Annotated in this window: 20 protein-coding genes; 13 read left to right on the forward strand and 7 right to left on the reverse strand. The window is 72.0% G+C overall.

Annotation, left to right across the window (positions count from 1 at the left end; all coding sequences use genetic code 11):
• Positions 1-2,256, reverse strand: coding sequence for a molybdopterin oxidoreductase family protein (locus tag ACZ43N_RS22620; protein WP_468099799.1), 2,256 nt, complete (start codon positions 2,254-2,256; stop codon positions 1-3).
• Positions 2,257-2,387: 131 nt separating this feature from the next.
• On the reverse strand, positions 2,388-3,005 hold the full coding sequence (locus ACZ43N_RS22625) for a TetR/AcrR family transcriptional regulator (RefSeq protein ID WP_468099800.1): 618 nt from the start codon (positions 3,003-3,005) through the stop codon (positions 2,388-2,390).
• 303 nt (positions 3,006-3,308) lie between these two features.
• Between ACZ43N_RS22625 and hmgA the strand changes: the two genes are divergently transcribed.
• The 3 genes from hmgA to ACZ43N_RS22640 are packed head-to-tail and all read left to right on the forward strand — an operon-like array spanning position 3,309 to position 6,639.
• Positions 3,309-4,634 (forward strand): homogentisate 1,2-dioxygenase, encoded by a 1,326-nt coding sequence (gene hmgA / locus ACZ43N_RS22630; RefSeq protein ID WP_468099802.1) that lies wholly within the window; start codon positions 3,309-3,311, stop codon positions 4,632-4,634.
• A gap of 28 nt (positions 4,635-4,662) precedes the next feature.
• Complete coding sequence (locus ACZ43N_RS22635; protein ID WP_468099803.1) at positions 4,663-5,412, forward strand: GntR family transcriptional regulator; 750 nt, start codon at positions 4,663-4,665, stop codon at positions 5,410-5,412.
• A 33-nt stretch (positions 5,413-5,445) separates the two neighbouring features.
• Complete coding sequence (locus ACZ43N_RS22640; RefSeq protein ID WP_468099804.1) at positions 5,446-6,639, forward strand: type ISP restriction/modification enzyme; 1,194 nt, start codon at positions 5,446-5,448, stop codon at positions 6,637-6,639.
• Positions 6,640-6,651: 12 nt separating this feature from the next.
• On the opposite strand, the gene ACZ43N_RS22645 is transcribed toward ACZ43N_RS22640, so the two are convergent.
• Entirely contained in the window at positions 6,652-7,359 is a 708-nt protein-coding gene (locus ACZ43N_RS22645) for a TetR/AcrR family transcriptional regulator (RefSeq protein WP_468099805.1), read from the reverse strand.
• 63 nt (positions 7,360-7,422) lie between these two features.
• Here ACZ43N_RS22645 and ACZ43N_RS22650 point away from each other — a divergent pair, with 63 nt between their 5' ends.
• From ACZ43N_RS22650 to ACZ43N_RS22660, 3 genes are all read left to right on the forward strand, one after another.
• Positions 7,423-8,391 carry an ATP-binding cassette domain-containing protein gene (locus tag ACZ43N_RS22650; RefSeq protein WP_468099807.1) on the forward strand — a complete coding sequence of 323 codons (969 nt, stop codon included), beginning with the start codon at positions 7,423-7,425 and terminating at the stop codon, positions 8,389-8,391.
• Positions 8,388-9,170 carry an ABC transporter permease gene (locus ACZ43N_RS22655; RefSeq protein ID WP_468099809.1) on the forward strand — a complete coding sequence of 261 codons (783 nt, stop codon included), beginning with the start codon at positions 8,388-8,390 and terminating at the stop codon, positions 9,168-9,170. Before ACZ43N_RS22650 ends, ACZ43N_RS22655 begins: the two co-directional genes overlap by 4 nt.
• A 98-nt stretch (positions 9,171-9,268) precedes the next feature.
• On the forward strand, positions 9,269-10,492 hold the full coding sequence (locus ACZ43N_RS22660) for a CaiB/BaiF CoA transferase family protein (protein ID WP_468099810.1): 1,224 nt from the start codon (positions 9,269-9,271) through the stop codon (positions 10,490-10,492).
• Between the two features lie 30 nt (positions 10,493-10,522).
• On the opposite strand, the gene ACZ43N_RS22665 is transcribed toward ACZ43N_RS22660, so the two are convergent.
• From ACZ43N_RS22665 to ACZ43N_RS22675, 3 genes are all read right to left on the reverse strand, one after another.
• On the reverse strand, positions 10,523-10,789 hold the full coding sequence (locus tag ACZ43N_RS22665; protein ID WP_468099812.1) for a hypothetical protein: 267 nt from the start codon (positions 10,787-10,789) through the stop codon (positions 10,523-10,525).
• A gap of 115 nt (positions 10,790-10,904) precedes the next feature.
• A complete protein-coding gene (locus ACZ43N_RS22670) occupies positions 10,905-11,708 on the reverse strand; it encodes an anti-sigma factor (RefSeq protein WP_468099814.1) in 804 nt (267 codons plus the stop codon).
• A gap of 82 nt (positions 11,709-11,790) precedes the next feature.
• Positions 11,791-12,333 carry a sigma-70 family RNA polymerase sigma factor gene (locus ACZ43N_RS22675; RefSeq protein ID WP_468099816.1) on the reverse strand — a complete coding sequence of 181 codons (543 nt, stop codon included), beginning with the start codon at positions 12,331-12,333 and terminating at the stop codon, positions 11,791-11,793.
• 327 nt (positions 12,334-12,660) lie between these two features.
• Here ACZ43N_RS22675 and ACZ43N_RS22680 point away from each other — a divergent pair, with 327 nt between their 5' ends.
• The 4 genes from ACZ43N_RS22680 to ACZ43N_RS22695 all read left to right on the forward strand — a co-directional run bounded on the left by ACZ43N_RS22680 (position 12,661) and on the right by ACZ43N_RS22695 (position 19,632).
• A complete protein-coding gene (locus ACZ43N_RS22680) occupies positions 12,661-14,184 on the forward strand; it encodes a DUF4331 domain-containing protein (protein ID WP_468099818.1) in 1,524 nt (507 codons plus the stop codon).
• 214 nt (positions 14,185-14,398) lie between these two features.
• Positions 14,399-15,979, forward strand: a complete 1,581-nt coding sequence (locus tag ACZ43N_RS22685; RefSeq protein WP_468099819.1) for a tetratricopeptide repeat protein — start codon at positions 14,399-14,401, stop codon at positions 15,977-15,979.
• Complete coding sequence (locus ACZ43N_RS22690; protein WP_468099821.1) at positions 15,976-17,853, forward strand: nickel transporter; 1,878 nt, start codon at positions 15,976-15,978, stop codon at positions 17,851-17,853. Before ACZ43N_RS22685 ends, ACZ43N_RS22690 begins: the two co-directional genes overlap by 4 nt.
• 60 nt (positions 17,854-17,913) lie before the next feature.
• Positions 17,914-19,632 carry a serine/threonine-protein kinase gene (locus ACZ43N_RS22695; protein ID WP_468099822.1) on the forward strand — a complete coding sequence of 573 codons (1,719 nt, stop codon included), beginning with the start codon at positions 17,914-17,916 and terminating at the stop codon, positions 19,630-19,632.
• Between the two features lie 77 nt (positions 19,633-19,709).
• Here the strand turns inward: ACZ43N_RS22695 and ACZ43N_RS22700 are convergent, their stop codons facing one another.
• On the reverse strand, positions 19,710-20,516 hold the full coding sequence (locus tag ACZ43N_RS22700; RefSeq protein WP_468099823.1) for an SGNH/GDSL hydrolase family protein: 807 nt from the start codon (positions 20,514-20,516) through the stop codon (positions 19,710-19,712).
• Between the two features lie 316 nt (positions 20,517-20,832).
• On the opposite strand from ACZ43N_RS22700, the gene ACZ43N_RS22705 reads away from it, so the two are divergent.
• From ACZ43N_RS22705 to ACZ43N_RS22715, 3 genes are all read left to right on the forward strand, one after another.
• Positions 20,833-22,038: a S8 family peptidase gene (locus tag ACZ43N_RS22705; protein ID WP_468099824.1), complete on the forward strand. Its 1,206-nt coding sequence runs from the start codon at positions 20,833-20,835 to the stop codon at positions 22,036-22,038.
• Between the two features lie 264 nt (positions 22,039-22,302).
• Positions 22,303-22,692, forward strand: coding sequence for a hypothetical protein (locus ACZ43N_RS22710; RefSeq protein ID WP_468099826.1), 390 nt, complete (start codon positions 22,303-22,305; stop codon positions 22,690-22,692).
• A 3-nt stretch (positions 22,693-22,695) separates the two neighbouring features.
• Positions 22,696-23,790, forward strand: coding sequence for a GNAT family N-acetyltransferase (locus ACZ43N_RS22715; protein ID WP_468099828.1), 1,095 nt, complete (start codon positions 22,696-22,698; stop codon positions 23,788-23,790).
• The last annotated feature ends 23 nt before the right edge of the window (positions 23,791-23,813 follow it).

A 23,813-nucleotide genomic window follows, 5' to 3' on the forward strand; every position in this document is an offset into this window, starting at 1 on the left:
TCACAGCGTTGCGTCTGCTCGGGCGACCTCCACGGGCACCCCGTTGAGGACCGCGTTGCCCGACAGTGGATCAAGGAGCGAGCCGTCGAGGAGCTGGTTGACGTTGACCCCGGGGTCGAGCGCGGCGTGGCTCATCCGGGTGCCCGGCCGGTCGTGTCCCCAGCCGTGCGGAAGGCTCACGACGCCCCGGCGTACGCCGTCGGTGACCTCGGCGGGGGCGGTGACCTCTCCCCCGGCGCCCTTGATCCTGACGGCGTCCCCGTCGGTGATGTCGAGGCGTGCGGCGTCCTCGGGGTGGATGTGCAGCGTGCAGCGGTTGGTGCCGCCGGTGAGGGCGGGGATGTTGTGCAGCCAGCTGTTGTTGGACCGCAGATGACGGCGGCCGATGAGGACCAGTCCGTCCGTGCGCTCCCCGAGGGCCGCGCGGAGCCTCGGCAGATCGTCGGCGATCGGCCCTGGCAGCAGTTCGATCCTGCCGCTGACCGTCTTGAGCGGCTGGGGCAGCCGGGGCTGCAGCGGTCCGAGGTCGATGCCGTGCGGGTGGGCGAGCAGCTTCTCCAGGTTCAGGCCGTCGGGGCGGGCGCCGAAGCCGTCGCCGTACGGGCCGAGGCGCAGCATCATGTCGAGCCGCCGTTCGGGGCCGCTGTCGCCCGTGAGGAGGGCGGCCAGTTCCTTCGGGTCCCGGCCGTGGACCGGTGAGTGGGCCTCCTTGACCGCCCTGCCGAGTGTCTGGCCGATGACCTGGTCGTCCACGGCCGAGGGGTCGGCGCCGTGCATGCCGGTGGCGGCGAGGGTCAGGCGCGCCAGGATCTCGGTCTCCGCCATGCGGTCGTCCTCCAGGGGCACCGCGGCACGGTTGTAGCGGACCTGGTTGCGGACGGCGAACGCGTTGAACGCGAAGTCGAAGTGGGGCGCCTGCGAGGGCGGGGGCGGCGGCAGGACGACGTCGGCGTGGCGGGCGGTCTCGCCCAGGTAGGGGTCGACGCTGACCATGAAGTCCAGCGAGTCGAGCGCCTTGTCGAGACGGTCGCCGTCGGGCGCGGAGAGCACGGGGTTGGCGGCGACGGTGACGAGAGCGCGGATGGGGGTGCCCTCGGGTGTGGCGGTGTCGATCTCCTCGGCGAGCGCGGACAGCGGCAGCTCGCCCTTGGCCTCGGGGTGGCCGCTCACCCGGCTGTGCCACCGCCCGAGGGCGAAGCCGCGGCCGGGGCCGGCGGGCCGGGGCGTCTTGTCCGTGGCGGCGAGGGGGAACAGGGCGCCGCCGGGCCGGTCGAGGTTGCCGGTGAGGATGTTGAGGACGTCGACCAGCCAGCTGGCGAGGGTGCCGTGCGGGACGGTGCAGCTGCCGATGCGGCCGTAGACGGCGGCGGTGGGCGCGGCGGCCAGTTCGCGTGCCATGGTACGGATCGTGCCGGCGTCGACGTCGCACGCCTCCGCGACGGCCTCGGGGGTGAACTCCCTTACGGAATCTGCGAGTTGCTCGATGCCCAGGACATGCGGGGCGAGGTCCCCGAGGCCGACGAGGTCCTCCTCGAAGAGGACGTGCGCCATCGCCGCGAGGAGCAGCGCGTCCGTGCCGGGGCGGATCGCCACATGCCGGTCGGCGAGCTTGGCCGTGCGGGTCAGGCGCGGGTCGACGACGGTGAGGGTGCCGCCGCGGGACTTGAGGGCCTTGAGCTTGCCGGGGAAGTCGGGGGCGGTGCACAGACTGCCGTTGGACTCCAGCGGGTTGGCGCCGAGGAGGAGAAGATGGTCGGTTCGGTCGAGGTCCGGTACGGGGATGGCGTGGGCGTCGCCGTAGAGAAGTCCGCTGGAGACGTGCTTGGGCATCTGGTCGACCGTGGAGGCGGTGAACAGGCTGCGGGTGCCGAGCCTGGCGAGGAGGACGGGCGGGTAGAGGGCGCCCGCCATGGTGTGCACGTTCGGGTTGCCGAGGACGACGCCGACGGCGTTCGGGCCGTGCGCCTCGACGACCGGCCGCAGTCCGGCGGCGACGGCGTCGAAGGCCTCCGCCCAGGTGGCCTCTCGCAGTTCCCCGTCCTTGCGGACAAGCGGGGTGCGCAGCCGGTCGGGGTCGCCGTCGGCCGCGCCGAACGAGGCGCCCTTCGGGCAGATGAACCCCTTGCTGAACACGTCGTCCCGGTCGCCGCGGGCCTTGGTGACCCGGGTGCCCTCGATGGTGAGGGTGAGCCCGCAGGTGGCCTCGCAGAGGGGGCAGACCCGCAGGGCGGTGCGGGAGTCGGTGGTGGTGGACACGGGTCCTCCCGGAGGGCGACGGCGATGGCGCTCGGACGGGCGCCGCGCGCAGGGGAGGCGCGGCGCCGCAGCCGAGCATACCGACCGGTATGCATCAGCGGGAGGGGCGAGCGGGGCCGGGGGCGGATCGATCAGTCCAGGACGCGTGCGAGATAGGCCCGCAGCAGCTCCCGCATCTCCTCGATGATCCGCGCGTCCCCCTCGGGGGAGACCCGGAAGGCGAGGTGGACGAGGGTGTCAGCGGTCTCCACGGCGATGAGGAAGGTGCGGCGCAGGTCCTCGTCGGGCGTGCGGCCGATAAAGGCGGAGAGCAGCTCGGAGAGACGGTCGGCGACGCGGGTGTTGGGTTCCTGCCGGCTGCCGCCGACGGGGATCTGGTTGCCGAAGTCGATGAGGGCGAAGCCGGGGGCGTGGCGCTTCATGTCGAGGTACTCGTCGAGGACGGCGTCCATGGCGGTGCGCCAGTCCCGGTCGTCGGTGCCCTCCAGACGGCGTCCGACCCGCTCGGTGAAACGGTCGAGGTTGCGTTCGGCGAGCGCGTCGGCCATCGCGCGTTTGTTGCCGAAGAAGCGGTAGACGGAGCCGATGGGCACACCCGCGCGCGACGCCACGGCACGGGTGCTCAGCGCGTCGTAACCCACCTCGTCGAGGAGATCGGCGCAGGCGTCGAGGATCCTGGTCAGTCGTTCGGCACTGCGCCGCTGCACGGGTGCGCGGCGCAGGGAGGTCGCCTGGGACACGGGCTTCATGATGCCTTTCCGCCGAGGTCCGATGAGCTTCCGATACAGGTACGGCCGGTACCGCCACTCCCCCGCAGCGGTCGAACACGGCGAACGACGAACATCCGCACGTCCTGGGCCTGCCGGGAGCGTAGAGCACCGCACTGACAAGACGGATCCCTCTCGGGTCCGGTTCTCCGCCGCACCCGATGACACCCGATGAGACCAAAGGGGGCGCCACGGCCTGCCGCGATCCGGCCGGCGGCCCTCTTGCGCCCGCCCGACTCGAATCCTACGGTGATGCATAGGAATCAGGAGCGCGAGGGAGCGATCATGAGCGGGGACGCGAGGAAGACGGCCGAGGGGCTGGAGTACCTCTCCGGTTTCGGCAACGAGCACGCCTCGGAGGCGGTACCGGGCGCGCTGCCGCAGGGCCGCAACTCCCCCCAGCGCGCCCCTCTCGGCCTCTACGCGGAGCAGCTCAGCGGCAGCGCGTTCACCGAGCCGAGGGCGCACAACCGCCGCTCCTGGCTCTACCGCATCCGCCCGTCGGCCGCGCACCCCGCCTTCTCCCGCACGGACAACGGCACGCTGCGCACGGGCCCCTTCACCGAGACCGTCCCCGACCCCAACCGCCTGCGTTGGAACCCCCTCCCGGAGCCCCCGGCGGGCACCGACTTCCTCGCCGGCCTGTGGACGCTCGGCGGCAACGGCGACGCGGCCCAGCGCACGGGCATGGCCGTTCACCTCTACCACGCCACCTCCTCCATGGACCGAGTCCTCGGCAACGCCGACGGCGAGCTGCTGATCGTCCCCGAGCGGGGCGGTCTCCTCCTGCGCACCGAGTTCGGCCTCCTGCACGCGGAGCCCGGCGAGGTCGCCCTGGTCCCGCGTGGCGTCCGCTTCCGCGTCGAACTCCTCGACGCCACCGCCCGCGGCTATGTCTGCGAGAACTACGGCGCCCCCTTCCGTCTGCCCGACCTCGGCCCGATCGGCGCCAACGGCCTCGCGAACGCCCGTGACTTCCGGGCGCCGGTGGCCGCGTACGAGGACGTGGAGGGCCCGGTGGAGGTGGTGAACAAGTTCTGCGGGAACCTCTGGACCGCCGTCTACGACCACTCACCGCTCGACGTGGTCGCCTGGCACGGCAACTGCACGCCGTACGTCTACGACCTGCGCCGGTTCAACGTCATCGGCTCCATCTCCTACGACCACCCGGACCCGTCGATCTTCACGGTGCTGACCTCGCCGTCGGACACCCCGGGCGTGGCCGGGGTGGACTTCGTCGTGTTCGCGCCGCGCTGGCTGGTGGGTGAGGACACCTTCCGGCCGCCGTACTTCCACCGGAACGTGATGAGCGAGTACATGGGTCTCATCGAGGGCGCGTACGACGCGAAGGCCGCCGGAGAAGGGGGCTTCGTGCCCGGCGGCGGCTCCCTGCACACCATGATGTCCGCGCACGGCCCCGACCGGGAGACCTTCGACCGGGCGAGCGCCGCCGAGCTGGTGCCGCAGAAGGTCGACGACGGGCTTGCCTTCATGTTCGAGACCCGGTGGCCGATCCTGACGACGGCGCAGGCCGCAGCGGCGGAGCATCTCCAGCAGGGGTACGACGCCGTGTGGTCGGGCCTGCAGCGCCACTTCGGTCCGTTGCACTGAACGTGCCGGGCCGGGTACGGATAGCGTCGTGACCTCCTTCGCCCCGGACTCGATCGTCCTGAACCGCAAGCTGCCCCTCTGGTATCAGGTCTCGCAGTCCCTGCGCGCCTCGATACTGGGCCGCTCACCCCATGACCCGCTGCGCCTGCCCACCGAGGAGCAGTTGGCCGGGCACTACGGGGTGAGCGTGCTGACCATGCGGCAGGCGCTGAAGGAACTGGAGGAGGAGGGGCTGATCAGCCGGCACCGGCGGCGTGGCACGTTCATCGAGCCGGGCGCACAACGGGGCGCCCCCGTGCGGCTGCTCGGCTCGGTGGACGCGATCGTGGCCCAGCAGTCGGGCATGACGACCGAGCTGCTGGAGGAGGGCATCACCCCCCTGTCGGGTGAACTTGCGGAGTACTTCCCGGACTTGACGGAGGTGGCCACCTACCACCGGCTGCGCGGCGACGAGAAGACGGCAGAGCCCACCAACCACGCCCGCAACTTCGTCCGCCCCGAGCTGGCCGAACGCATCGACCGGGAGGACCTGCTCCGCTGGCCGATGACCAAGGTGCTCCGGGACGCCGTCGGTGTGGCCATCAGCCGGATCACCGACACCGTCGAGGCCCGCCTCGCGGACCCGGAGACGGCCCGCCTGCTCCGGATCCCCCTGCTCAGCCCGATCCTGCACTACACGGGCGTCACCTATGACGAGTCGGGCCGCGTCCTGGACGTCGCGGTCATCCACTACCGCGGCGACCGCTTCTCCTTCACGGTCACCCTCGATGCGCACTGACCGGGGCCCCCGCCCCATCCCCGAGGCCGTACCATGCCCCGCGTGACGCACGACGACGCTCCGCTGCTCGCGGACCTCATGCCGTGGTCCGTCGCACCGCCGCGGCTGGGCCGGGGGTGGCCGGCGGCTCCCGACGCGGCTTCCCTGAAGGCCCGCTGGGACGCCCTGATGAAGGCGGAGGGCCCGGACCGTGCGGCCCTGTTCGGCCTCACCCGGTCCCGCACCCTCACCTCCGCGGTCCCCCGGCTGCCGGGCCGGTCCGGCGGCACCGGCCGGCTGGTCCGCGAGTCCGGCCCCTGCCCCGAGCCCGTACGGGTCCTCGCCGCCCCCTTCGACGAACAGTGGCTGATCCCCGACCACCGCCTCATCGACGCGGCCCGCCCCGAGCTGTGGCGGGTCACGGACGAGCACCAGGTGTTCGTGGTCGAGCAGACGGCGGCGCCCGAACCGTCGGGGCCGGTGCTCATCGCCACCTCCGTGCTGCCCCTGACGCCCGCGCACGGCCCGCGCGTCGGCAGGGTCCGCCCCCTGTACCGGCGGCCCGGCGCACGGGAACCGAACCTCGCCCCGGGCCTGACGGAGCACCTCGCCGACCGTGTCGGCGCCGACCACGTCGACCCCCTGGACGTCCTCGGGTGGATCCTGGTGACCGCGCGCCCGGGCCCCCGAGGCATCGAGGTCCCGCTCACCCCGGACCCCGGCACCTGGTCCCGCGGCGTCGAACTGGGCCGTCGCGCCCTCTGGCTGATGCGCCGCGACGGCGACCGCCCCAAACTCCCCGGCGGCCGCCGCCCCTACGTCCGCGCCCCGCTCCCGGCCCGCCCGGGGGAGCTCCGCTACGACCCGGCCGAGGAGGCCCTGCTGCTCGACGAGGGCCGCATCTCGCCGGTGCCCGCCGAGGCCTGGGACTTCCACGTCGGCGGCGTCCGCGTCCTCGACGCGTGGTTCGCCCGCCGCACGGAGCCGGCGGAACCGGGCTCGCTGGAGGCCGTACGCCCCTCGACCTGGCCCCAGGCCTGGACATCGGAACTTCTGGAGCTGATCACGGTCCTGGCGCTCCTCGCCGAACTGCGCCCGCTGCAGGCCGACTTGCCGATGGAAGATCACCTCACCACGGAGGAGCTGCGCACGGCGGGCGTCATCCCGGTCACGGCGGCGGCGCGCAAACCGGCCTCGGTGCTGGACCACGACGAGGAGGGCCCGGAGGGCCAGTTCACCCTGCTGTGAGCGGACCCGCCCCTACGGCGAGAACGAGTCCAGCACCCTGTCCAGCATCCACTCGAACACGGCCTCCAGATCGATCGGCCCCGCGTCCTCCATGAACGCCGCCGCCATCCGCGGATACGCGCCGGAAGCGATCTGACCGCCCAGGTAGGCGATCCGCGCCTGGTTCTCCTGCTCCTCGGACCAGGGCAGCGCCCGCGTCCGCTCCGCCGTCGCCAGCTCGTTCGCGACATAGGTCGTCACGCACCCGTTGAGCAGCGCCAGGAGCTGCAGCTTGGTGCCGTACGGCGCGTCGAGCGGATCCATGCAGACCAGACAGTGCTCCAGGAACCGCAACGCGTTCGGGCTGAACCCGTACACCGGTGACATCAGCCGCGGCAGCCACGGATGCCGGCGCATCAGCTCACGCGTCTGGTGAGCCACCCGTCGCAGGTCGGCCCGCCAGTCCCCGCTCGGCTCCCACAGCTCGTGCTCGCCGCCGGCGGCGTCGACCATCAGCTCGTACAGGTCCTCCTTGCGCGGCACGTAGTTGTAGAGCGACATGGTGCCGCAGCCCAGCCCGGCCGCGACATGCCGCATCGACACGGCGTCGAGCCCGCCCTCGTCGGCGAGCCGCACCGCCACCGCGGCGATGTCCGCGCGGCTGAACGCGGGCCTGGGACCTCGGCCGGTGCGCTCGGGGCGCGCCCAGATCACTTGGGGTACGGCCGGTCGGCCAGCCATGGATCATCACCTCGGCCACCATCCTAGTTACGTACAGCGTACGTAATGCGCTATGGTCAACCCATGACTACTACGTACGCTGTACTTAGTGAGGGTCTGGAGAAGCGTTTCGGTGACGTCCATGCCGTCCGGGGCCTGGATCTGGCCGTGGCGGAGGGGTCGGTGGTCGGGATGCTCGGCCGGAACGGGGCGGGCAAGACCACGGCCGTGCGGCTGCTGACGACGCTGCTGCGGCCGGACGCGGGCTCGGCGCGGATCGCGGGGCACGACGTCGTACGGGAGCCGGACGCGGTCCGGCGGGCGATCGGCGTGACCGGGCAGTACGCGTCGGTGGACGAGGACCTCACCGGGCGGCAGAACCTGCGGCTGTTCGCGCGGCTGCACCGCGTCCGGGACGCGACCGCCCGCGCCGGCGAACTCCTCGACCGCTTCGGCCTGGCCGAGGCCGCCGACCGGCCGGTCTCCACCTACTCCGGCGGGATGCGCCGCCGGCTCGACCTGGCGGCGAGCCTGATACGGCACCCGGCGGTGCTCTTCCTCGACGAACCGACCACCGGGCTCGACCCGGTCAGCCGCAACCAGATCTGGGACGCCGTGGGCGCCCTCAAGACGGAGGGGACGACCGTGCTGCTGACGACGCAGTACCTGGAGGAGGCGGACCGGCTCGCCGACGAGATCGTGCTGATGGACCGGGGCCGCATCGCGCACAGCGGCTCGCCGCCCCAGCTCAAGGCGCTCATCGGCTGGTACGCGGAGGTCGTGGTCGCGCACGCCGACGCGATGGTCGAGGCGGCGGGCGTCCTCGACCACCTCACGGGAGCGGAGCCGTCCTTCGACCACGACCGGCACGCGGTCGGCGCGGTCACCCTCGACCCGACGCTGACGCTCCCCCGTCTCGTCCGCGAACTCGACGCGGCCGGCGTGCCGTTGATCGACGCGAGCCTGCGCCCGCCGACCCTCGACGATGTGTTCCTCCGCCTCACCGAGGCGCCCGCGACCGACCTCACGGGCCTCAAGGAGCGTGCCGCATGAGCGCGTTGGCGTACGACGGCGCGGCGATGCTCGGCCGTCAGCTGCGGCGGGCCCGGAACAACCCGGGGCTGCTGATCCTCACCCAGACGATGCCGATCTCGATGCTGCTGTTCTTCGGGTACGTCTTCGGCAGCGCCCTCGCGGTGCCGGGCGAGGAGTACCGGCGGTTCCTGGTGCCCGGTCTGCTGGTGGCGACAGCGGCCGGCGGGATCATGACCGGCATGTTCCAGGCCGCTCAGGACACCCACCGGGGCGTCATGGACCGCTTCCGCACCCTGCCGATGAGCCGGGCCGCCGTACCGCTCGGGCAGGTGACTGCGGACGTGGTGCTCACGGCGGCGGGGACGGTGCCGTTCCTGCTGGTGGGGCTGGCGGTGGGCTGGCGGATCGAGGGCGGCGCGCTCGCGGCGGCCGGCGCGTTCGGGCTGTTGCTGCTGTTCCGGTTCACGGCCGTGTGGATCGGCGTCTTCCTCGGCCTGCTCACCCGGAGCGAGGACGCGGCAGGCCAGTTGGGCGGTGCCACCTTTCTGCTGCCGCTGCTGTCCAGCGCGTACATCCCGACCGCCGGCCTGCCGGGCTGGCTGCGCACCACCGCCGAATGGAATCCGATCAGCGCGGTCAGCACGGCCCTGCGCGATCTGTTCGGGAACGCGCCCGTACCGGACGGCGCCGCCTGGCCGGTGGCCCATCCGGTCGCCGGTTCGCTGGCCTGGTGCGCCGTCCTGCTCGCGGTGTTCGTGCCGCTCGCGGTGCGCACCTACGCGGCCGGCCCCAGGTGACCTCCGGCCCGTTCGGGGGACGGGCCGGACCCGGTCACGGCGGTGCGGGGCACGTGACACTCGGCACGCCCTGCTGACAACGGCGCCCCGCCGGGGACATGATCCACGGCATGCGCTCACTGACCGGCACCGGTGATCCCCTGCCCCTCGACGGCATCACCGTCGTCGCCGTCGAGCAGGCCGTGGCGGCGCCCTTCGCCACCCGGCAGCTCGCCGACCTCGGCGCCCGCGTGATCAAGGTCGAGCGGGTGGACGGCGGTGACTTCGCGCGCGGCTACGACACCGCTGCCCGGGGGCTGGCCTCCCATTTCGTGTGGTGCAACCGGGGCAAGGAGTCCCTCGCCCTCGATCTGAAGGACCCGCGCGGCCTGGACGTCGTACGACGGCTGGTGGCGGACGCGGACGTGTTCGTACAGAACCTCGCGCACGGGGCGGCGGTCCGGCTCGGCCTGGACGCCGTCACGCTGTGTGCCGCGCACCCCCGGCTGATCGCAGTGGACATCTCCGGTTACGGGGCGTCGGGGCCGTACGCGGGCAAGCGGGCGTACGACATGCTCGTCCAGTGCGAGGCCGGGCTGGTGTCGGTGACGGGCACCCCGGAACAGCCGGTGAAGGCGGGTGTCCCGGCGGCGGACATCGCCGCCGGGATGTACGCGTTCTCGGGGGTGCTGGCGGCGCTCGTCCGCCGGGGCACCACCGGGCGCGGCGGGCCGGTGGAGGTGTCGATGCTGGAGGCGCTCGCCGAGTGGATGGGACACCCGCTGCACCACACCCTGCACGACGGCACACCGCCGGTGCGGACGAGCCTCGCGCACGCGGTGATCGCGCCCTACGACGCCTATCCGACGGCGGACGGCGGCCGGGTACTGCTGTCGGTGCAGAACGACCGGGAATGGCGGCGGCTCGCCGAACAGGTGCTGGGGCGACCGGAGTTGGCGGACGATCCGGCGTTCGCGACGAATCCGGCCCGGGTCGCGCACCGGGAGCGCACGGACGAGGCGGTCGCGAAGGCCCTGGGCGTGCTGGCCGCGGACGAGGCGATGGCGCGGCTGGAGGCGGCCGGGATCGCGTGCGCGCGCCTGCGGGACGTGCACGAGCTGGCGCAGCATCCGCAGCTGGCGGCCCGGGACCGGTGGCGGGAGGTGGGGTCGCCCGTGGGGCCGCTCAGGGCGCTGTTGCCGCCCATCACACTGCCGGGCGGGGACGAGGCACGGATGGGAGCGGTACCCGCGCTCGGGGAACACACCGAGTCACTGCTGCGCGCCGTGGGGATGACGGGCGACGAGATCGCAGCGCTGCGCCGGGACGGTGTGATCGCCTGAGCGCGGGCTTCCTGCTGAGATTGATCGGTACTAGCGGCTGCCGAAGAGCGAGCGGCGCAACCGCCGCAGGGGTGCGAACAGCGAGACCCGGCCGACGCGTGTGTCCCTGGCGGCACGCTTCTCGTGTGGGGACCGCGCCGTTATCTCACGCATCAGCGAGGTCGCCTCTGCCGCCTCACGCTGCGGCACGGCGGGGCCGCTCAGCACCGAGAGATGGCGGTCGAGGCGCGAACTGGTCGCACTGCTCCCGCAGGTGATCGCAGGGACTCGCGCCCTGCGGACTGTTATCTGTTCCATGTCACTCCCCACCCGTACGAGTCCACCCGGCCCGGGCAGCGTAACCATATCGCCCCATCCGAGCACTCGGGAATCATGGTCCCGGTAAACACCTACCCCGTAAGGGCGTTGTCGATTACTCTCCGAATCCGACTGATTCCAGGGCGAGTTGGACAATTGGCTGGCTGGTGGGTTGCGATGACCCCCCATCGGGTTCGACGGTCACGGCGAGTGACATCGCATCGGTGTCCAATCCGCTGGTGACCAAGGGCGTGTCGCCGTCGAAGAGGCCCAGGGAGCGTGGTTGCACGTCGGGGCGCATGAGCCAGAGCTGATGCACCCGATCGCGCGGGAGGTCCTCGAATCCGGTGAGGGTGACGATCGCACTCCCCTCCTCGGCGGAAGCGATTACTCCGATTCCCCTGCCGTCCGCGTCCCGTTCACTGGTCGCACGGGCGTCCGGCGCGGTGAGAACGTGGGCGATCTCACGTGACTGCGCGCGTTCCGCGTCCAGCTGTTCCTGCGTCCGGTTCACCTGGACGGCGAAGAGCGACGCCACGACGAGCGCGGCGGCGGCCGTCGCGGTGGCCAGCGGCACGAACAAAGGGCGCATCCGGGGCGCACGGGCGCGCGCCTTCGGCGGCGGCTCGGTGCCCCAGACATGCGCGGGCAGATGCTGCTGGGGCCGCGCCTGCGCCGGGGCCTCCTGGGGCGTGCTCCGTACCGCGGCGAGGACCCGGTCGCGCATCGCGGCCGGCGCGGGGACGGCCGTCGACCAGGCGAGGCGGACCGCGTCCTCCGCCAGGGCGCGCACCTCGGCGGGGCAGCGGTCGCAGCGTTCCAGGTGCTTCTCGAAGCGGCGGCGCTCATCGGGTTCCAGGGCGTCGAGCGCGTAGGGGGCGGCGAGCGAGTGGAGGTCCTCGCGGCGGAACAGGCTCATGCCGCGCCTCCCTCGGGCACCCGGGCGCGGGACGCGGTGGAACCGAACGGGACCTCGTGTGCCACGAGGCCGATCAGGGCGCTCATGCGACTCCTCCCAGGCATTCGCGCAGCCGTGTGAGTCCGTCGCGCATACGGGTCTTGACCGTGCCGAGGGGCAGCGAGAGCCGCTCGGCCACTTCACGGTAGGTGTAGCCGTCGTAGTAGGCGAGGGTGACCGACTCGCGCTGGAGAGTGGTGAGCCGATCCAGGCAGTGGCGAACCCACTGGCGTTCGAGTCCCGCCTCGACCTCCTCGGCGACCTGGTCGAAAGCGGTGTCGTGGGCGCGCCGCCCCTCGCGCTGCTCGCGTTCGGTGGCCGCGCGGGCGCTGCGCACCCGGTCCACCGCGCGCCGGTGCGCGAGCGTGAGGATCCAGGACAGGGCGCTGCCCCGGGCGGGGTCGAAGCGGGCGGCGCAGCGCCAGAGTTCGAGCAGCACCTCCTGGGACACCTCCTCCGACTGCGCGGGATCGCGTACGACCCGGCGCACCAGACCGAACACCGGGCCGGACACCAGGGCGTACAGCTCCTCGAAGGCCCGCTGGTCACCTCCGGCCACACGGACCAGAAGTTTGTCCGCCTCCACTCGCTCCCCCTCGTCTCCGGCCGAGCACGGCCATCCCCGCGCGTAAGGCATTCGCAACCGCCCCACCTCCGGATGGGGTTACGGATCAGCGTGCCCAAAACGCGGGTCCCGCGTCGACGAATCCGATCGGATCCGGCCGGATCGGGTCCTGACGGGCACCGGATCGGGTCCTGACGGGCTCCGGATCCGATCTCGATCGAGGAATCGCGTTCTCCGCTGAGACAACCTTTCAAACGCGCCGTAAGAACGTTTGGGATTCGACCAATCCACCCTGCCGAGCGCTCCGAATGGCGTTCGTCAGGCAAGTTGGGACAGAGGACGGACGGCATGACGACACCTACTTCCAAGAGCGGCGCGGGGCGGCGGAGCATCGCGGCCCTCATCTGTGCTTCGCTGGCCGCCGGAGGGCTCGCAGCCGCCGGCGTCACCGTGCTGGAGCCGGGGACGGCCTCCGCCTCCAGCCACCGCGAGGCCCCCCTGATCTCGGGGGAGCCGCAGTTCGACAACACCGACGTGTACGCGTTCGTCAGCCCGGACAGGCCGGACACGACGACCATCGTCGCGAACTGGATCCCCTTCGAGGAGCCGGCGGGCGGACCGAACTTCTTCCCGTTCTCCGAGGACGCCCAGTACGACATCCGCGTCGACCAGGACGGCGACGCGAAGGAAGACCTGATCTTCCGCTACACGTTCGACACCAAGACGAAGAACGACAGGACGTTCCTGTACAACACGGGTGTCGTGGAGAGCCTGGACGACCCGGACCTCAACATCACGCAGACGTACGACATCGAGCTGATCAAGCTGCGGGACCGCCGCCCGGTGTCCCGGACGAAGCTCGCCGACGACGTGTGGGTGGCGCCCTCCAACGTCGGCAAGGCGTCGATGCCGAACTTCAGGAAGCTGCGCGACGACGCCGTCTACAAGACCGCGAGCGGTGTGACGACGTTCGCCGGCCAGGCCGACGACCCGTTCTTCCTGGACCTGCGGGTCTTCGACCTGCTGTACGGCGGTGACCTCTCCGAGGTCGGGCGGGACACCCTCAAGGGCTACAACGTCAACTCGATCGCGCTCCAGGTGCCGAGCGAGGCGCTCGCCTACTCCAAGGACCAGCCGATCGTCGGCATCTGGTCGACGACCCAGCGCAAGGGTGCCAACGGCCGCTTCCACCAGGTGTCGCGCCTCGGCATGCCGCTGGTGAACGAGGTCGTCAACCCGCTGAAGGACAAGGACAGGTTCAACGCGTCCTCGCCCACGGAGGACGCGCAGTTCCTGAAGAACGTCACCGAGCCCGAGCTGCCGAAGCTGATCGAGGCGATCTACAAGATCCCCGCCCCGAAGACGCCGCGCAACGACCTCGTCGACGTCTTCCTGAAGGGTGTCGAGGGCCTCAACCAGCCGCCGCACGTGACCCCGTCGGAGCAGCTGCGCCTCAACACCTCCATCAAGCCCACCGCGAAGCCGAAGCGGCTCGGTGTCCTCGACGGTGACAACCAGGGCTTCCCGAACGGGCGCCGGCTCACCGACGACGTGATCGACATCGCGCTCCAGGTGGTCGAGGGCGAACTGGTCGGCGCCAAGAACGACCTGGGCGACGCGGTCGACAAGAACGACAAGAAGTTCGGCAAGTCCTTCCCGTACGTCGGTCTGCCGACGGCCGGTTCGCGTGGCAAGACGGTCAAGGGCAACACCACGAACAACGTGCGCAGCGCGCTGGGCGGTGGCGTCGAGACCGGCATGGACGACACCTCGCTGATCGCGGCCTCCGCCGGTGCCGGCGCGGCCGGTGTGCTGCTCATCGGCTCGGGCCTGCTGTGGTGGCGCCGCCGGAACGACCGGGCCTACTACTAGGACCTGTCGTCTGGATCACGCCTGGGCCGCGGGTCGAGGCACCCCCTCCCGAAGTCGGCATGATCCAGACGAAAGACCCTGGGCCCACCCCGGCCGGGCCCCGCGGGGCCCGGCCCACCGACCGGCGCGGTCCGCTCGTATCCATCCCCCACGGTGCGGGCCGCGCCTCACCGACGTCACCACCGGTTCTCGGCAAGGATTTTGAGGAGAGGGCATGTCCCCGCGTACGAACTACAGCGCGTCGCAGGACGGACGTCCGCGCCCCGACGAGGGGGCTCCCGAGACCGACGGGCGCGAGGCCGCCGAGGCCGCCGAGGCCGCCGCCGAGGCCGAGGACGCGCCCGAGGCCGTCACCGGGTCCGACGACGCGCCCGTTGCCGAGGCCGACGAGGAACCCGTTGCCGAGGCCGACGAGGCGCCCCGTGCCGGCTCCGACGACGCGCCCGTTCCGCTGCCGGAACGGGCCGCCGAGCCCGTCCGGCGGCAGCTGGTGCGCCTCACCGCGTGTGCCACCGCGCTGGCCGTCGCGTTCACCGGGTTCGCGATCGCGCTCGGCGCCCGTGACGACGACCGCACGGTTGCTCTCTCCTCCTCCCCGGGGCTCCCGGCGGCACAGCTCGCGAGCGGGGACCTCGACACCTCCGTCAAGGCATTGCAGTCCCATCTCAAGGAGCAGCCACGGGACTTCGGGTCCTGGTCGACGCTCGGCCTCGCCTACGTGGAACAGGCCCGCACGAAGGGCGACCCCTCCCGCTACCCGCAGGCGGAGAAGGCCCTGAAGCGTTCGCTGAAGCTGCGGCCGGACAACGACCCGGCGCTCGCCGGCCTCGCCGCACTCGCCGCCGCCCGGCACGAGTTCGAGGACGCGCTGCGCTACGCGGACCGGGCGCTCAAGGAGAACCCCTACAGCGAACGGGCGTTGTGCAGCCGGATCGACGCCCTCGTCGAACTCGGCCGCTACAAGGAGGCGTTGAAGGCGGCACAGCTCGCCGACACCCGCCGCCCCGGCATCCCCGTGTTCACCCGCTACGCCTATGTGTACGAGCTGCGCGGCGACGTGAAGACCGCCCGCCGTGTGCTGCGGCAGGCGCTCGACTCGGCGGTGACCCGGGGCGACATCGCCTACGTGGCCACCCAGCTCGGCCAACTGGCCTGGAAGCAGGGCGATCTCAAGACGGCGCTCGACCTTTACGCGCGCGCCCTCGGCGCCGACGACACCTACCTCCCGGCGCTGGAGGGCCGCGCCCGCGCCCAAGCCGCGAGCGGCGACACCGCCGAAGCCGTCCGCGGGCTCGAACAGGTCGTGTCCGCCTACCCGTTGCCGGGCCCGCTGGTTCTCCTCGGCGAGCTGTACGACGCGAAAGGCGACAAGTCGGCGGCCCGCGAGCAGTACGCGCTGGTGAACGCCTACACCGCGATCGCCCGCGCCAACGGCGTCAACGCCGACCTCGACACCGCGCTCGCCGCCGCCGACCACGGCGACGAGAAGGCCGCCCTGCGCGCGGCCGAGGCCGAGTGGAAGCGCCGCGAGACGGTCCACACGGCGGACGCCCTCGCCTGGGCGCTGCACGTCAACGGCCGCGACGAGGAGGCCCTTCCGTACGCCCGGCGGGCCACCGGGCCCGGCTACAAGGACGCGACGTTCCTGTACCACCGGGGGATGGTCGAGTACGCCGCCGGCGAGAAGAAGGCCGCGAAGGCCTCCCTCGAGGCGGCACTGGATCTGAACCCCGGCTTCGCACCGCACGGCGCCGCCGAAGCCCGTACGACCCTGAAGGCTCTGGAGGCCAAGTGACGTCCCCCCGGCGCCTGTTCGCCTCCTGCGCGGCGGTTCTGACGGCCGCCTGCACCCTCGTGCTGGTCCCCAGCGGGACCGCGAGCGCGCACCCGCTCGGCAACTTCACCGTCAACCGGTACGACGGACTGGTCGCCGCCCCCGGTCAGCTCAAGGTCCTCCACGTGGAGGATCTGGCGGAGATCCCGGCCACTCAGGCCGGGCCCGCCATCGAGCGCCGGGGCATGACGGGATGGGCCCGCGAGCGATGCGCGACGGCCGCCGCGGACACCGAGGTGACGGTCGACGGCCGGGCCGTCGAGGTGTCCGTCGCGTCGAGCCGGGCAAAGGAGCGGCCGGGCCAGGCCGGGCTGACGACCCTCCGCGTGGAGTGCCGGCTGACAGCCCCCCTGCCGGACCGGGCCGTCGACGTACGCTTCCACGCCGCCGTGGACTCCGGGCCCGGCTGGCGCGAGGTCACCGCGCAGGGCGACCGGATGACGCTGACCGGGTCGGACGTACCGGAGGAGTCGGTGTCGGACCGGCTCACCGACTACCCCCAGGAGCTGCTCCAGTCCCCCGAGGACACCGCGGCCGCCGCCCTCCAGGTGCGGCCCGGCGGTCCCGCGCTGGCAGAGCGCGAGAGCGACACACCGGGCGCCTCGATCCTCCCGCGCGGCGCGGACCGCTGGACCCGGGCCCTGGACGACCTGGTCTCCAGCCATGACCTCACCCTCGGCTTCGGCGCGCTGGCCTTCGGCATCGCCCTGTTCCTCGGCGCGATGCACGCGCTCGCCCCGGGCCACGGCAAGACGCTCATGGCCGCCACCGCCGCCGCCCGCGACCGGGCCCGGATGCGTGACGTCCTCCCCATGGCGGCGTCGGTGACGATCACCCACACCCTGGGCGTGGTCGCCCTCGGCCTGCTGGTCCTCGCCGGCTCCGCCGCCGCCCCGTCCGTCATCACCTGGCTCGGCATCGCGAGCGGCCTCTTCGTGATGACGGCGGGTGTGACCCTGGCCCGCCGCGCCTGGCTGAACCGCAAACTCGCGCTGGGGCACGGCCACGGTCACAGCCACACGCATGATCATGACCACGAACACGGCCACGAGCATGAGCACGACCACAGCCACGGGCATGCGCACGGGCACGGGCACGGGCATGCGCACGGGCACGGGCATGCGCACGACCACGCGCCCCAGCCCGAAGCCATGTCCAAACCCGAACCCGAACCCGAGCCCGAGCCCGAGCCCGAGCCCGAGAAGCAGCTCGTACTCGCCCACGCGCACGCGCACGCTCACGGCGAGGCACATGCCCACGCACTCGCCCCGCCACGGCCCCACACCCACGAGCCGGCAACGGCCCCGGCCGAGGCGCACGCCCACAGCCACAGCCATGACGCTGCCCACGGCCACGGGCACAGTCACGGGCACACCCACGACTCCGGCCACAGCCACGAGCACGACCACACCCCCGCCCCCAAGCGCTCGCTGCTCGGCGGCGGTCTGACCCACACCCACGGCGGTTTCACCCACACCCACCCCACCGCGCCCACCCTGCGCGGCACGATCCTGCTCGGTTTCGCGGGCGGCATGGTGCCGAGCCCCTCGGCGGTGGTCGTGCTGGTCGGCGCGGCGGCGATGGGCAAGGCGTGGTTCGGGTTGCTGCTGGTGCTGGCGTACGGCATCGGTCTGGCGCTCACGCTGACCGCGGCCGGGTACGCCGTGGTGAAGGCGGGCGGCTGGGCGGCGCGGGTGCTGGACAAGGGCCAGGGCCGGCTCGGCGGTCCCACCGCGGCGCTGGTCCGCCGCACCGTGCCGCTGGCCTCGGCGCTGCTGGTCGTCGCCCTGGGGGCTGGTTTGGTGTTCAGGGGGGCGGCATCCGCGTTCCTCTGAGCTACTTTTGGGGAGAAATCGCACGGAGTGGAGACGTCGCGCGGATGCGAATGATGGGGGATGTCCGTGTCCGAAGAACCGGGCAGTGAACGTGTGATCGCGGGCCGGTACCGCCTGTTGACCCCGCTCGGGCAGGGCGGCATGGGGACGGTGTGGCGGGCCCGTGACGAGGTCCTGCACCGTGAGGTCGCCGTCAAGGAGGTGCGGGCCCCGGCCGGTATCCCGACGTCCGACGTCGAGCGGATGTACGCCCGCCTGGAGCGCGAGGCGTGGGCGGCCGCGCGGGTCGCCAACCGCAATGTGGTCACGGTGTACGACGTGGCCCTGGAGGACGGCCGCCCCTGGATCGTGATGGAGCTGGTGCGCGGCCTGTCCCTCGCCGACCTCCTGGACGCCGAGGGCCCGCTGTCCCCGCAGCGCACCGCGCAGATCGGCGCCGAGGTGCTGGCCGCGCTGCGCGCCGCGCACGAGGCGGGGGTTCTGCACCGGGACGTGAAACCGGCCAACGTGCTCATGTCCAACGACGGTCGTGTGGTCCTCACCGACTTCGGCATCGCCACGGTGGAGGGCAGCTCCGCGCTGACGATGACCGGCGAGGTGATCGGCTCGCCCGAGTTCCTCGCCCCCGAGCGCGCGCTCGGCCGTACGCCCGGACCGGAGTCGGACCTCTGGTCGCTGGGCGTGCTGCTCTACGCCGCGGTGGAGGGGAACTCGCCTTTCCGGCAGAACACTCCGCTGAGCACACTGCGGGCGGTCGTCGACGAGGAGCTGCCGCCGCCGCGCCGGGCGGGCCCGCTGGCCCCGGTGATCGAGGGGCTGCTGCGCAAGGACCCGGCGGAGCGGGTCCCGGCCGGACAGGCCGAGCGGGACCTGCGGATCATCGGCGCCGGGGGCATCCCCTCCGGGGGCGCCGACACGGCCGGTGCGGCCCCGTACGCCCCGACGGTGACCACGTCCCCGGCGGCGAGCGGGCAGACCCGGCGGGCCACGACCGGGGTCGGGCCCCCGACGCCGCCGTATCCCGGCCCCGCCGCCGCGACGGGGCCCTCGACGGGGCCCGCCGGTGAGCCGGACCGCAACCGGCGTGCCCTGGTCTTCCTCATCGCGGGTATCACCGCGATCGCCCTCGCCATCGCGGGCCTGACGTACTCCCTGGTCAACAAGGACGGCGGCGGCGCCGACGGGAACACCACCAACGGGGCGGGCACGTCGGGCGGCAGCGGGGGGCGGACGAGCGGCGGCGGTACGACCGAGGAGCCGAGCGACGACCCCACCTCCGACGACAGCGACCGGCCCTCCGACACCCCGGACGACGATCCGACGACCGACAAGCCGCCGGCCCAGTCCGTGAAGGTGGTGGTCGCGGGCGAGGCCACCCACTACTCGGGGACCTGTCCGCCGTCCGAGCAGGACGCGCCGCGCTTCACGGCGACGTTCACCGTGGGCCAGGTGCCCGTGGAGGTCGAGTACCGCTGGGTGACCGCGAGCAGCAAGGCGCCCGACACCGAGTGGAAGACGCTGTCGTTCGCCGCGGGCGGCGGGAAGAGCAAGCAGGACCGCATCGCCGTCACGACGCACGCGCCGGACACCACCTATGAGGACGAGATCAGCGTCGAGGTGCGCGGTCCGGTCGAGACGACGTCCAACTCCGTCGCGTTCTCCGTGACGTGCGAGGGGGAGCCCCCGACCACGGGCGGCACCCCCTCGGACTCTGAGAACCCCGACGGCTCCGACGGCGAGGCCGGGGCCTACAACGGCGTGGTCGGGCCACGGGCGTAGGCCCGGACGCGAGCCGGCCGGGCCCGGACGTGGAGACGGGCTCGGTCAGAACGCGCTCGTGAGAACCGTGGCCGGTCTCACGCCGCGCTGGTGAGCACCGGCAGATACCCGCCCGACTGCCCCGCGGCCTTCGGGTGGTACGAGTCGCCGATGTTCAGCAGGTTGAGACTGTGCAGCCAGGCGCTGCCGGAACACAGTTCGTGCCCGGTGAAGGCGGGACGGACGTCGCCGAAGGTGAAGCCGTGGTCGGCGGCGCGTTTGGCGATCGCGGTGTTCAGGTAGTCGGCCGCGTTGTTGATGGCGGACCGCTTGGTCTGGGACAGCCCGGCGCAGGTGCCGCCCAGTTGGTAGAAGCGGGGGTAGCCGAGCACCACTACACGGGCGGCCGGTGCCTTCGCCCTGATGGCCGAGTACACCTTGTCGAGCCGGCCGGGCAGTGTGGAGTCGACGTACGCCTTCGCCGTGTTGATCCGGGAGACGCAGGAGCTGTCGGACTGGAGCACGCAGGTGGTCATCACATCGGCGAAACCGGCGTCGTTGCCGCCGATGGTGAGGGACACGAGGCCGGTGCCCGCGTCCAGCGGCCCGAGTTGACCGGCCAGAACATCACCCGTTCGGGCGCCGGAGCAGGCCGTGAAGTGGAAGGACGAGGGGGTGTGGGCGGCCGCCCAGAGGTGCGGGTAGGCCTTCGTGCTGCGCTTGCAGTCGCCGCTGGAGGAGATGTAGCTCCCGGCGCCGACACCGGAGGAGTAGGAGTCGCCGAGGGCCACATAGCCGGTGGCCGCGGCCCGTTCGGACGCCTGCGCCGCCGCGGTCCCGGTCAGGGTGGCGGTGACGGCGAGGAGGAGTGAGGTCGTGAATACCGCAAATCGGGAACGTCTCATGGAACCTCCCTTTAGCAGGATCTCTGCCTCAACCGTCGTAGCAACTACGCGTGTTGATCGGAAGTGTCCATGTCAATAGTTTTGGATCCCAACCGGAACGTACTCACCTCGTTCAACTCCCGTTCGATTACGCGCGTGTGACAGAAACATGACAAGCCCTCAACTCCCTTGAGCTGCCCTCGTGGATCCCCCAGTCTGCTGGGAGCCGTGAGCGGAACGCGACGCTCCCGGTCGTGAGTGCGATCCCGTACACACCCCCCACAGACGCACGCCCCCCACCCTGGCGTGCGCCGCCTATGAGGAGGACTCCCTCGTAATGGCACACCTGCGTAGCAAGAGGATCCGCGTCACCGCCGTCACCACGCTGGCGACGGCCGCCCTGCTCGGCGGCCTCACGGCACTGCCCGCCCAGGCAGCCCCCGCCCAGGGCAAGGTGCTCGCGGCCGACTCCCCCACCGCGGTCAAGGACAGCTACATCGTCACGCTCAAGAAGAGCGCCGGTCTCAAGGCCGCCTCCAGCGAGGGCAAGAGCCTGATCAAGGAGTACGGCGGCACGGTCAAGCGGATCTACCGGTCAGCGCTCAACGGCTACTCGGCCGAGCTCTCGGCGGCCGAGGCGAGGAGACTTGCCGCCGACCCTGCGGTCGCCTCCGTCGAGGCGAACCAGGTCTTCACCGCCGACGCCACCCAGTCCGACGCCCCCTGGGGCCTGGACCGCTCCGACCAGGCGTCCCTTCCGCTCTCCGGCACGTACACCTACCCGGACTCCGCGGGCGGCGGCGTGACGGCATACGTCATCGACACCGGCGTCCGCATCTCCCACTCCCAGATCAGCGGCCGGGCGGTCAACGGCTACGACGCCGTCGACGGCGACGACGTGGCGCAGGACGGCAACGGTCACGGCACCCATGTCGCGACCACCATCGCGGGCTCCACCTACGGCATCGCCAAGCAGGCGAAGATCGTGGCGGTACGTGTACTGAACAACTCCGGCTCGGGCACCACGGCCGGCGTCGTCGCGGGCATCGACTGGGTGACCGCGAACCACAGCGGCCCCTCGGTCGCCAACATGTCGCTCGGCGGCGGCGCGTCCACCGCCCTCGACACAGCCGTCCGCAACTCCATAGCAAGCGGCGTGACCTACGCCGTCGCGGCCGGCAACAGCAGCGCCAACGCCTCCTCGTACTCCCCCGCCCGGGTCACCGAGGCGATCACCGTCGGCGCGACCACCAGCACCGACGCCAGGGCCAGCTACTCCAACTACGGCTCGGTCCTTGACATCTTCGCGCCGGGTTCCTCGATCACGGCCGGCTGGTACACCAGCGACACCGCCACCAACACCATCTCGGGCACCTCGATGGCCACCCCGCACGTCGCGGGCGCGGCGGCGATCTACCTGGCCGGCCACACCTCGGCCACCCCGGCCCAGGTCGCCACGGCGCTGACCGGCGGTGCCGTCACCGGCAAGGTCACCAGCCCCGGCACCGGTTCCCCGAACCGCCTGCTCCAGATCGTCCCGTGACACCGGGCGGCCCGTCCGTGATCCCCGGACACGGAGGGGGCCGCCCGCACACGAGTTCCCCGGAGGCACACACCGCCTCCGGGGAATCCTCGTCCCCGACCCCGACCCCGACCCCGTCCCCGACCCCGGCGACGCCCTCGCCCGTCGTTTCCCTGCCCGCCCCTCACGCGAACGCGTACCGTCGAGTTCCGCATCTTGACTGCCCCGCGCCCGCTGGGCGACATTGAAGCCCGGCATCCGGCGCTTCGGGGGGCAAAGTCGCCAATGCAGACCTTGGGTACCAAGCCATCCCTGTCCGGTAGTGGCGGGCCACTGCTCGCGGGCGTGGCCGCGGCCGTGGCGGGGGTGGGCGCGGTGCTCGCGTTCGCCGACACGGACTCGGTCCTGCGCGGCCCGTTCACGCTGTTCTTCCTCCTCGTCGCACCCGGGGCCGCCATCGGGGCCGCGCTGCGCGGCCTGGACCCTTTCGGCCGCACCGCGGCGTCCGTCGCGGGCGCGGTCGCGGTGAACCTCCTCGTCGCGCAAGGCATGATCGCCACCCACTCCTGGTCGGTACCCGGCGGGATCACGGCCGTGACCGTGATCAGCTCGCTCGTTCTCCTGCTGAGCCTGGTACGGCGCGCGCGCGGCCGTACGGAGAGAAGACGGACCTGAGACGTGGACATCAGTGTGTACCGCCCAGGCGAACTGAGCGCCGCCGACCGGGCGGCCTGGACCGCCCTGCAGTCGAAGGCACACCTCCACGGCGCGCCCGAGCTGGCGAACCCGTTTTTGTCCCCCGAGTTCGCCCTCGCGGTCGGCCGGTGCCGGCGCGGAGTGCGGATCGCGGTGATGCGCGAGGGCGGGGAACCGGCGGCCTTCTTCCCGTTCCAGAGAACCGCCGTGGGAGTGGGCCGGGCCGTGGGCCTCGGCCTGTCCGACTGCCAGGGCGTCGTCCACCGCCCCGGATTCACCTGGGACGCCGAGGCGCTGCTGCGGTCCTGCGGGCTCGCCGTCTGGGAGTTCGACCACCTGGCGGAGGGCCAGACACCGTTCGCGGACCACATCACCGGGACCTTCCCGTCGCCGGTCATGGATCTCGAACAGGGTTACGAGGCCTATCTGGGCCGACTGCGCGCCGGCTCACCGAAGTTCCTCCGCTCGACGCTCGCCAAGGAGCGCAGGCTCGGCCGCGCGGTGAGCGAGGTCCGCTATGTGCACGACGAGCGGGACCCCGAGGTTCTGCGCACCCTGATGGCCTGGAAGTCCGCCCAGTACCGCAGGACCGGTCGCAGCGACCGCTTCGCGCACCCGTGGATCATCCGGCTCGTCCAGCAGCTGTTCCACACCCGCTCCGACTCCTTCGCCGGCCAGCTGTCCGTGCTGTACGCGGACGGCAAACCGGTCGCGGCCCATTTCGGGCTCCGCTCCGAACGGGTGCTGACCTGCTGGTTCCCGGCGTACGACCCGGCGTTCGCGAGGTTCTCGCCTGGGCTGCTGCTGCACCTGCACATGGCGGAGGAGGCCGCCGCCGACGGGATCGCGTACCTGGATCTCGGCCGGGGCCAGAAGCAGTACAAGGACTCCCTGAAAACACGGGAGATCTCCGTGTCCGAGGGGTGGGTCACCCGGCGCCACCCCGTGGCGCTCGGGCACCGGGCCCGTCGCGCCCCCGTCCGGGCGCTGCGGAACGCCGTGTTGGCCCGTCCGGAGCTGTTCGAATCAGCGGACAGACTGTTGAAACGGATGGGCAAAATCCGGTCAGGACTGTAAGTAACGGACACAACAACAAAAAT

It is taken from the genome of Streptomyces sp. NPDC030814, from assembly GCF_055572155.1.

Excerpts from the sequence above, each read along its gene's own strand:
- ACZ43N_RS22625 (WP_468099800.1), bottom strand. The coding sequence starts at position 3,005 with ATGAAGCCCGTGTCCCAGGCGACCTCCCTGCGCCGCGCACCCGTGCAG.
- hmgA (WP_468099802.1), top strand. The coding sequence starts at position 3,309 with ATGAGCGGGGACGCGAGGAAGACGGCCGAGGGGCTGGAGTACCTCTCC.
- ACZ43N_RS22640 (WP_468099804.1), top strand. The coding sequence starts at position 5,446 with ATGCCCCGCGTGACGCACGACGACGCTCCGCTGCTCGCGGACCTCATG.
- ACZ43N_RS22645 (WP_468099805.1), bottom strand. The coding sequence starts at position 7,359 with ATGGCTGGCCGACCGGCCGTACCCCAAGTGATCTGGGCGCGCCCCGAG.
- ACZ43N_RS22650 (WP_468099807.1), top strand. The coding sequence starts at position 7,423 with ATGACTACTACGTACGCTGTACTTAGTGAGGGTCTGGAGAAGCGTTTC.
- ACZ43N_RS22655 (WP_468099809.1), top strand. The coding sequence starts at position 8,388 with ATGAGCGCGTTGGCGTACGACGGCGCGGCGATGCTCGGCCGTCAGCTG.
- ACZ43N_RS22660 (WP_468099810.1), top strand. The coding sequence starts at position 9,269 with ATGATCCACGGCATGCGCTCACTGACCGGCACCGGTGATCCCCTGCCC.
- ACZ43N_RS22665 (WP_468099812.1), bottom strand. The coding sequence starts at position 10,789 with ATGGAACAGATAACAGTCCGCAGGGCGCGAGTCCCTGCGATCACCTGC.
- ACZ43N_RS22670 (WP_468099814.1), bottom strand. The coding sequence starts at position 11,708 with ATGAGCCTGTTCCGCCGCGAGGACCTCCACTCGCTCGCCGCCCCCTAC.
- ACZ43N_RS22680 (WP_468099818.1), top strand. The coding sequence starts at position 12,661 with ATGACGACACCTACTTCCAAGAGCGGCGCGGGGCGGCGGAGCATCGCG.
- ACZ43N_RS22685 (WP_468099819.1), top strand. The coding sequence starts at position 14,399 with ATGTCCCCGCGTACGAACTACAGCGCGTCGCAGGACGGACGTCCGCGC.
- ACZ43N_RS22695 (WP_468099822.1), top strand. The coding sequence starts at position 17,914 with ATGTCCGTGTCCGAAGAACCGGGCAGTGAACGTGTGATCGCGGGCCGG.
- ACZ43N_RS22700 (WP_468099823.1), bottom strand. The coding sequence starts at position 20,516 with ATGAGACGTTCCCGATTTGCGGTATTCACGACCTCACTCCTCCTCGCC.
- ACZ43N_RS22705 (WP_468099824.1), top strand. The coding sequence starts at position 20,833 with ATGGCACACCTGCGTAGCAAGAGGATCCGCGTCACCGCCGTCACCACG.
- ACZ43N_RS22710 (WP_468099826.1), top strand. The coding sequence starts at position 22,303 with ATGCAGACCTTGGGTACCAAGCCATCCCTGTCCGGTAGTGGCGGGCCA.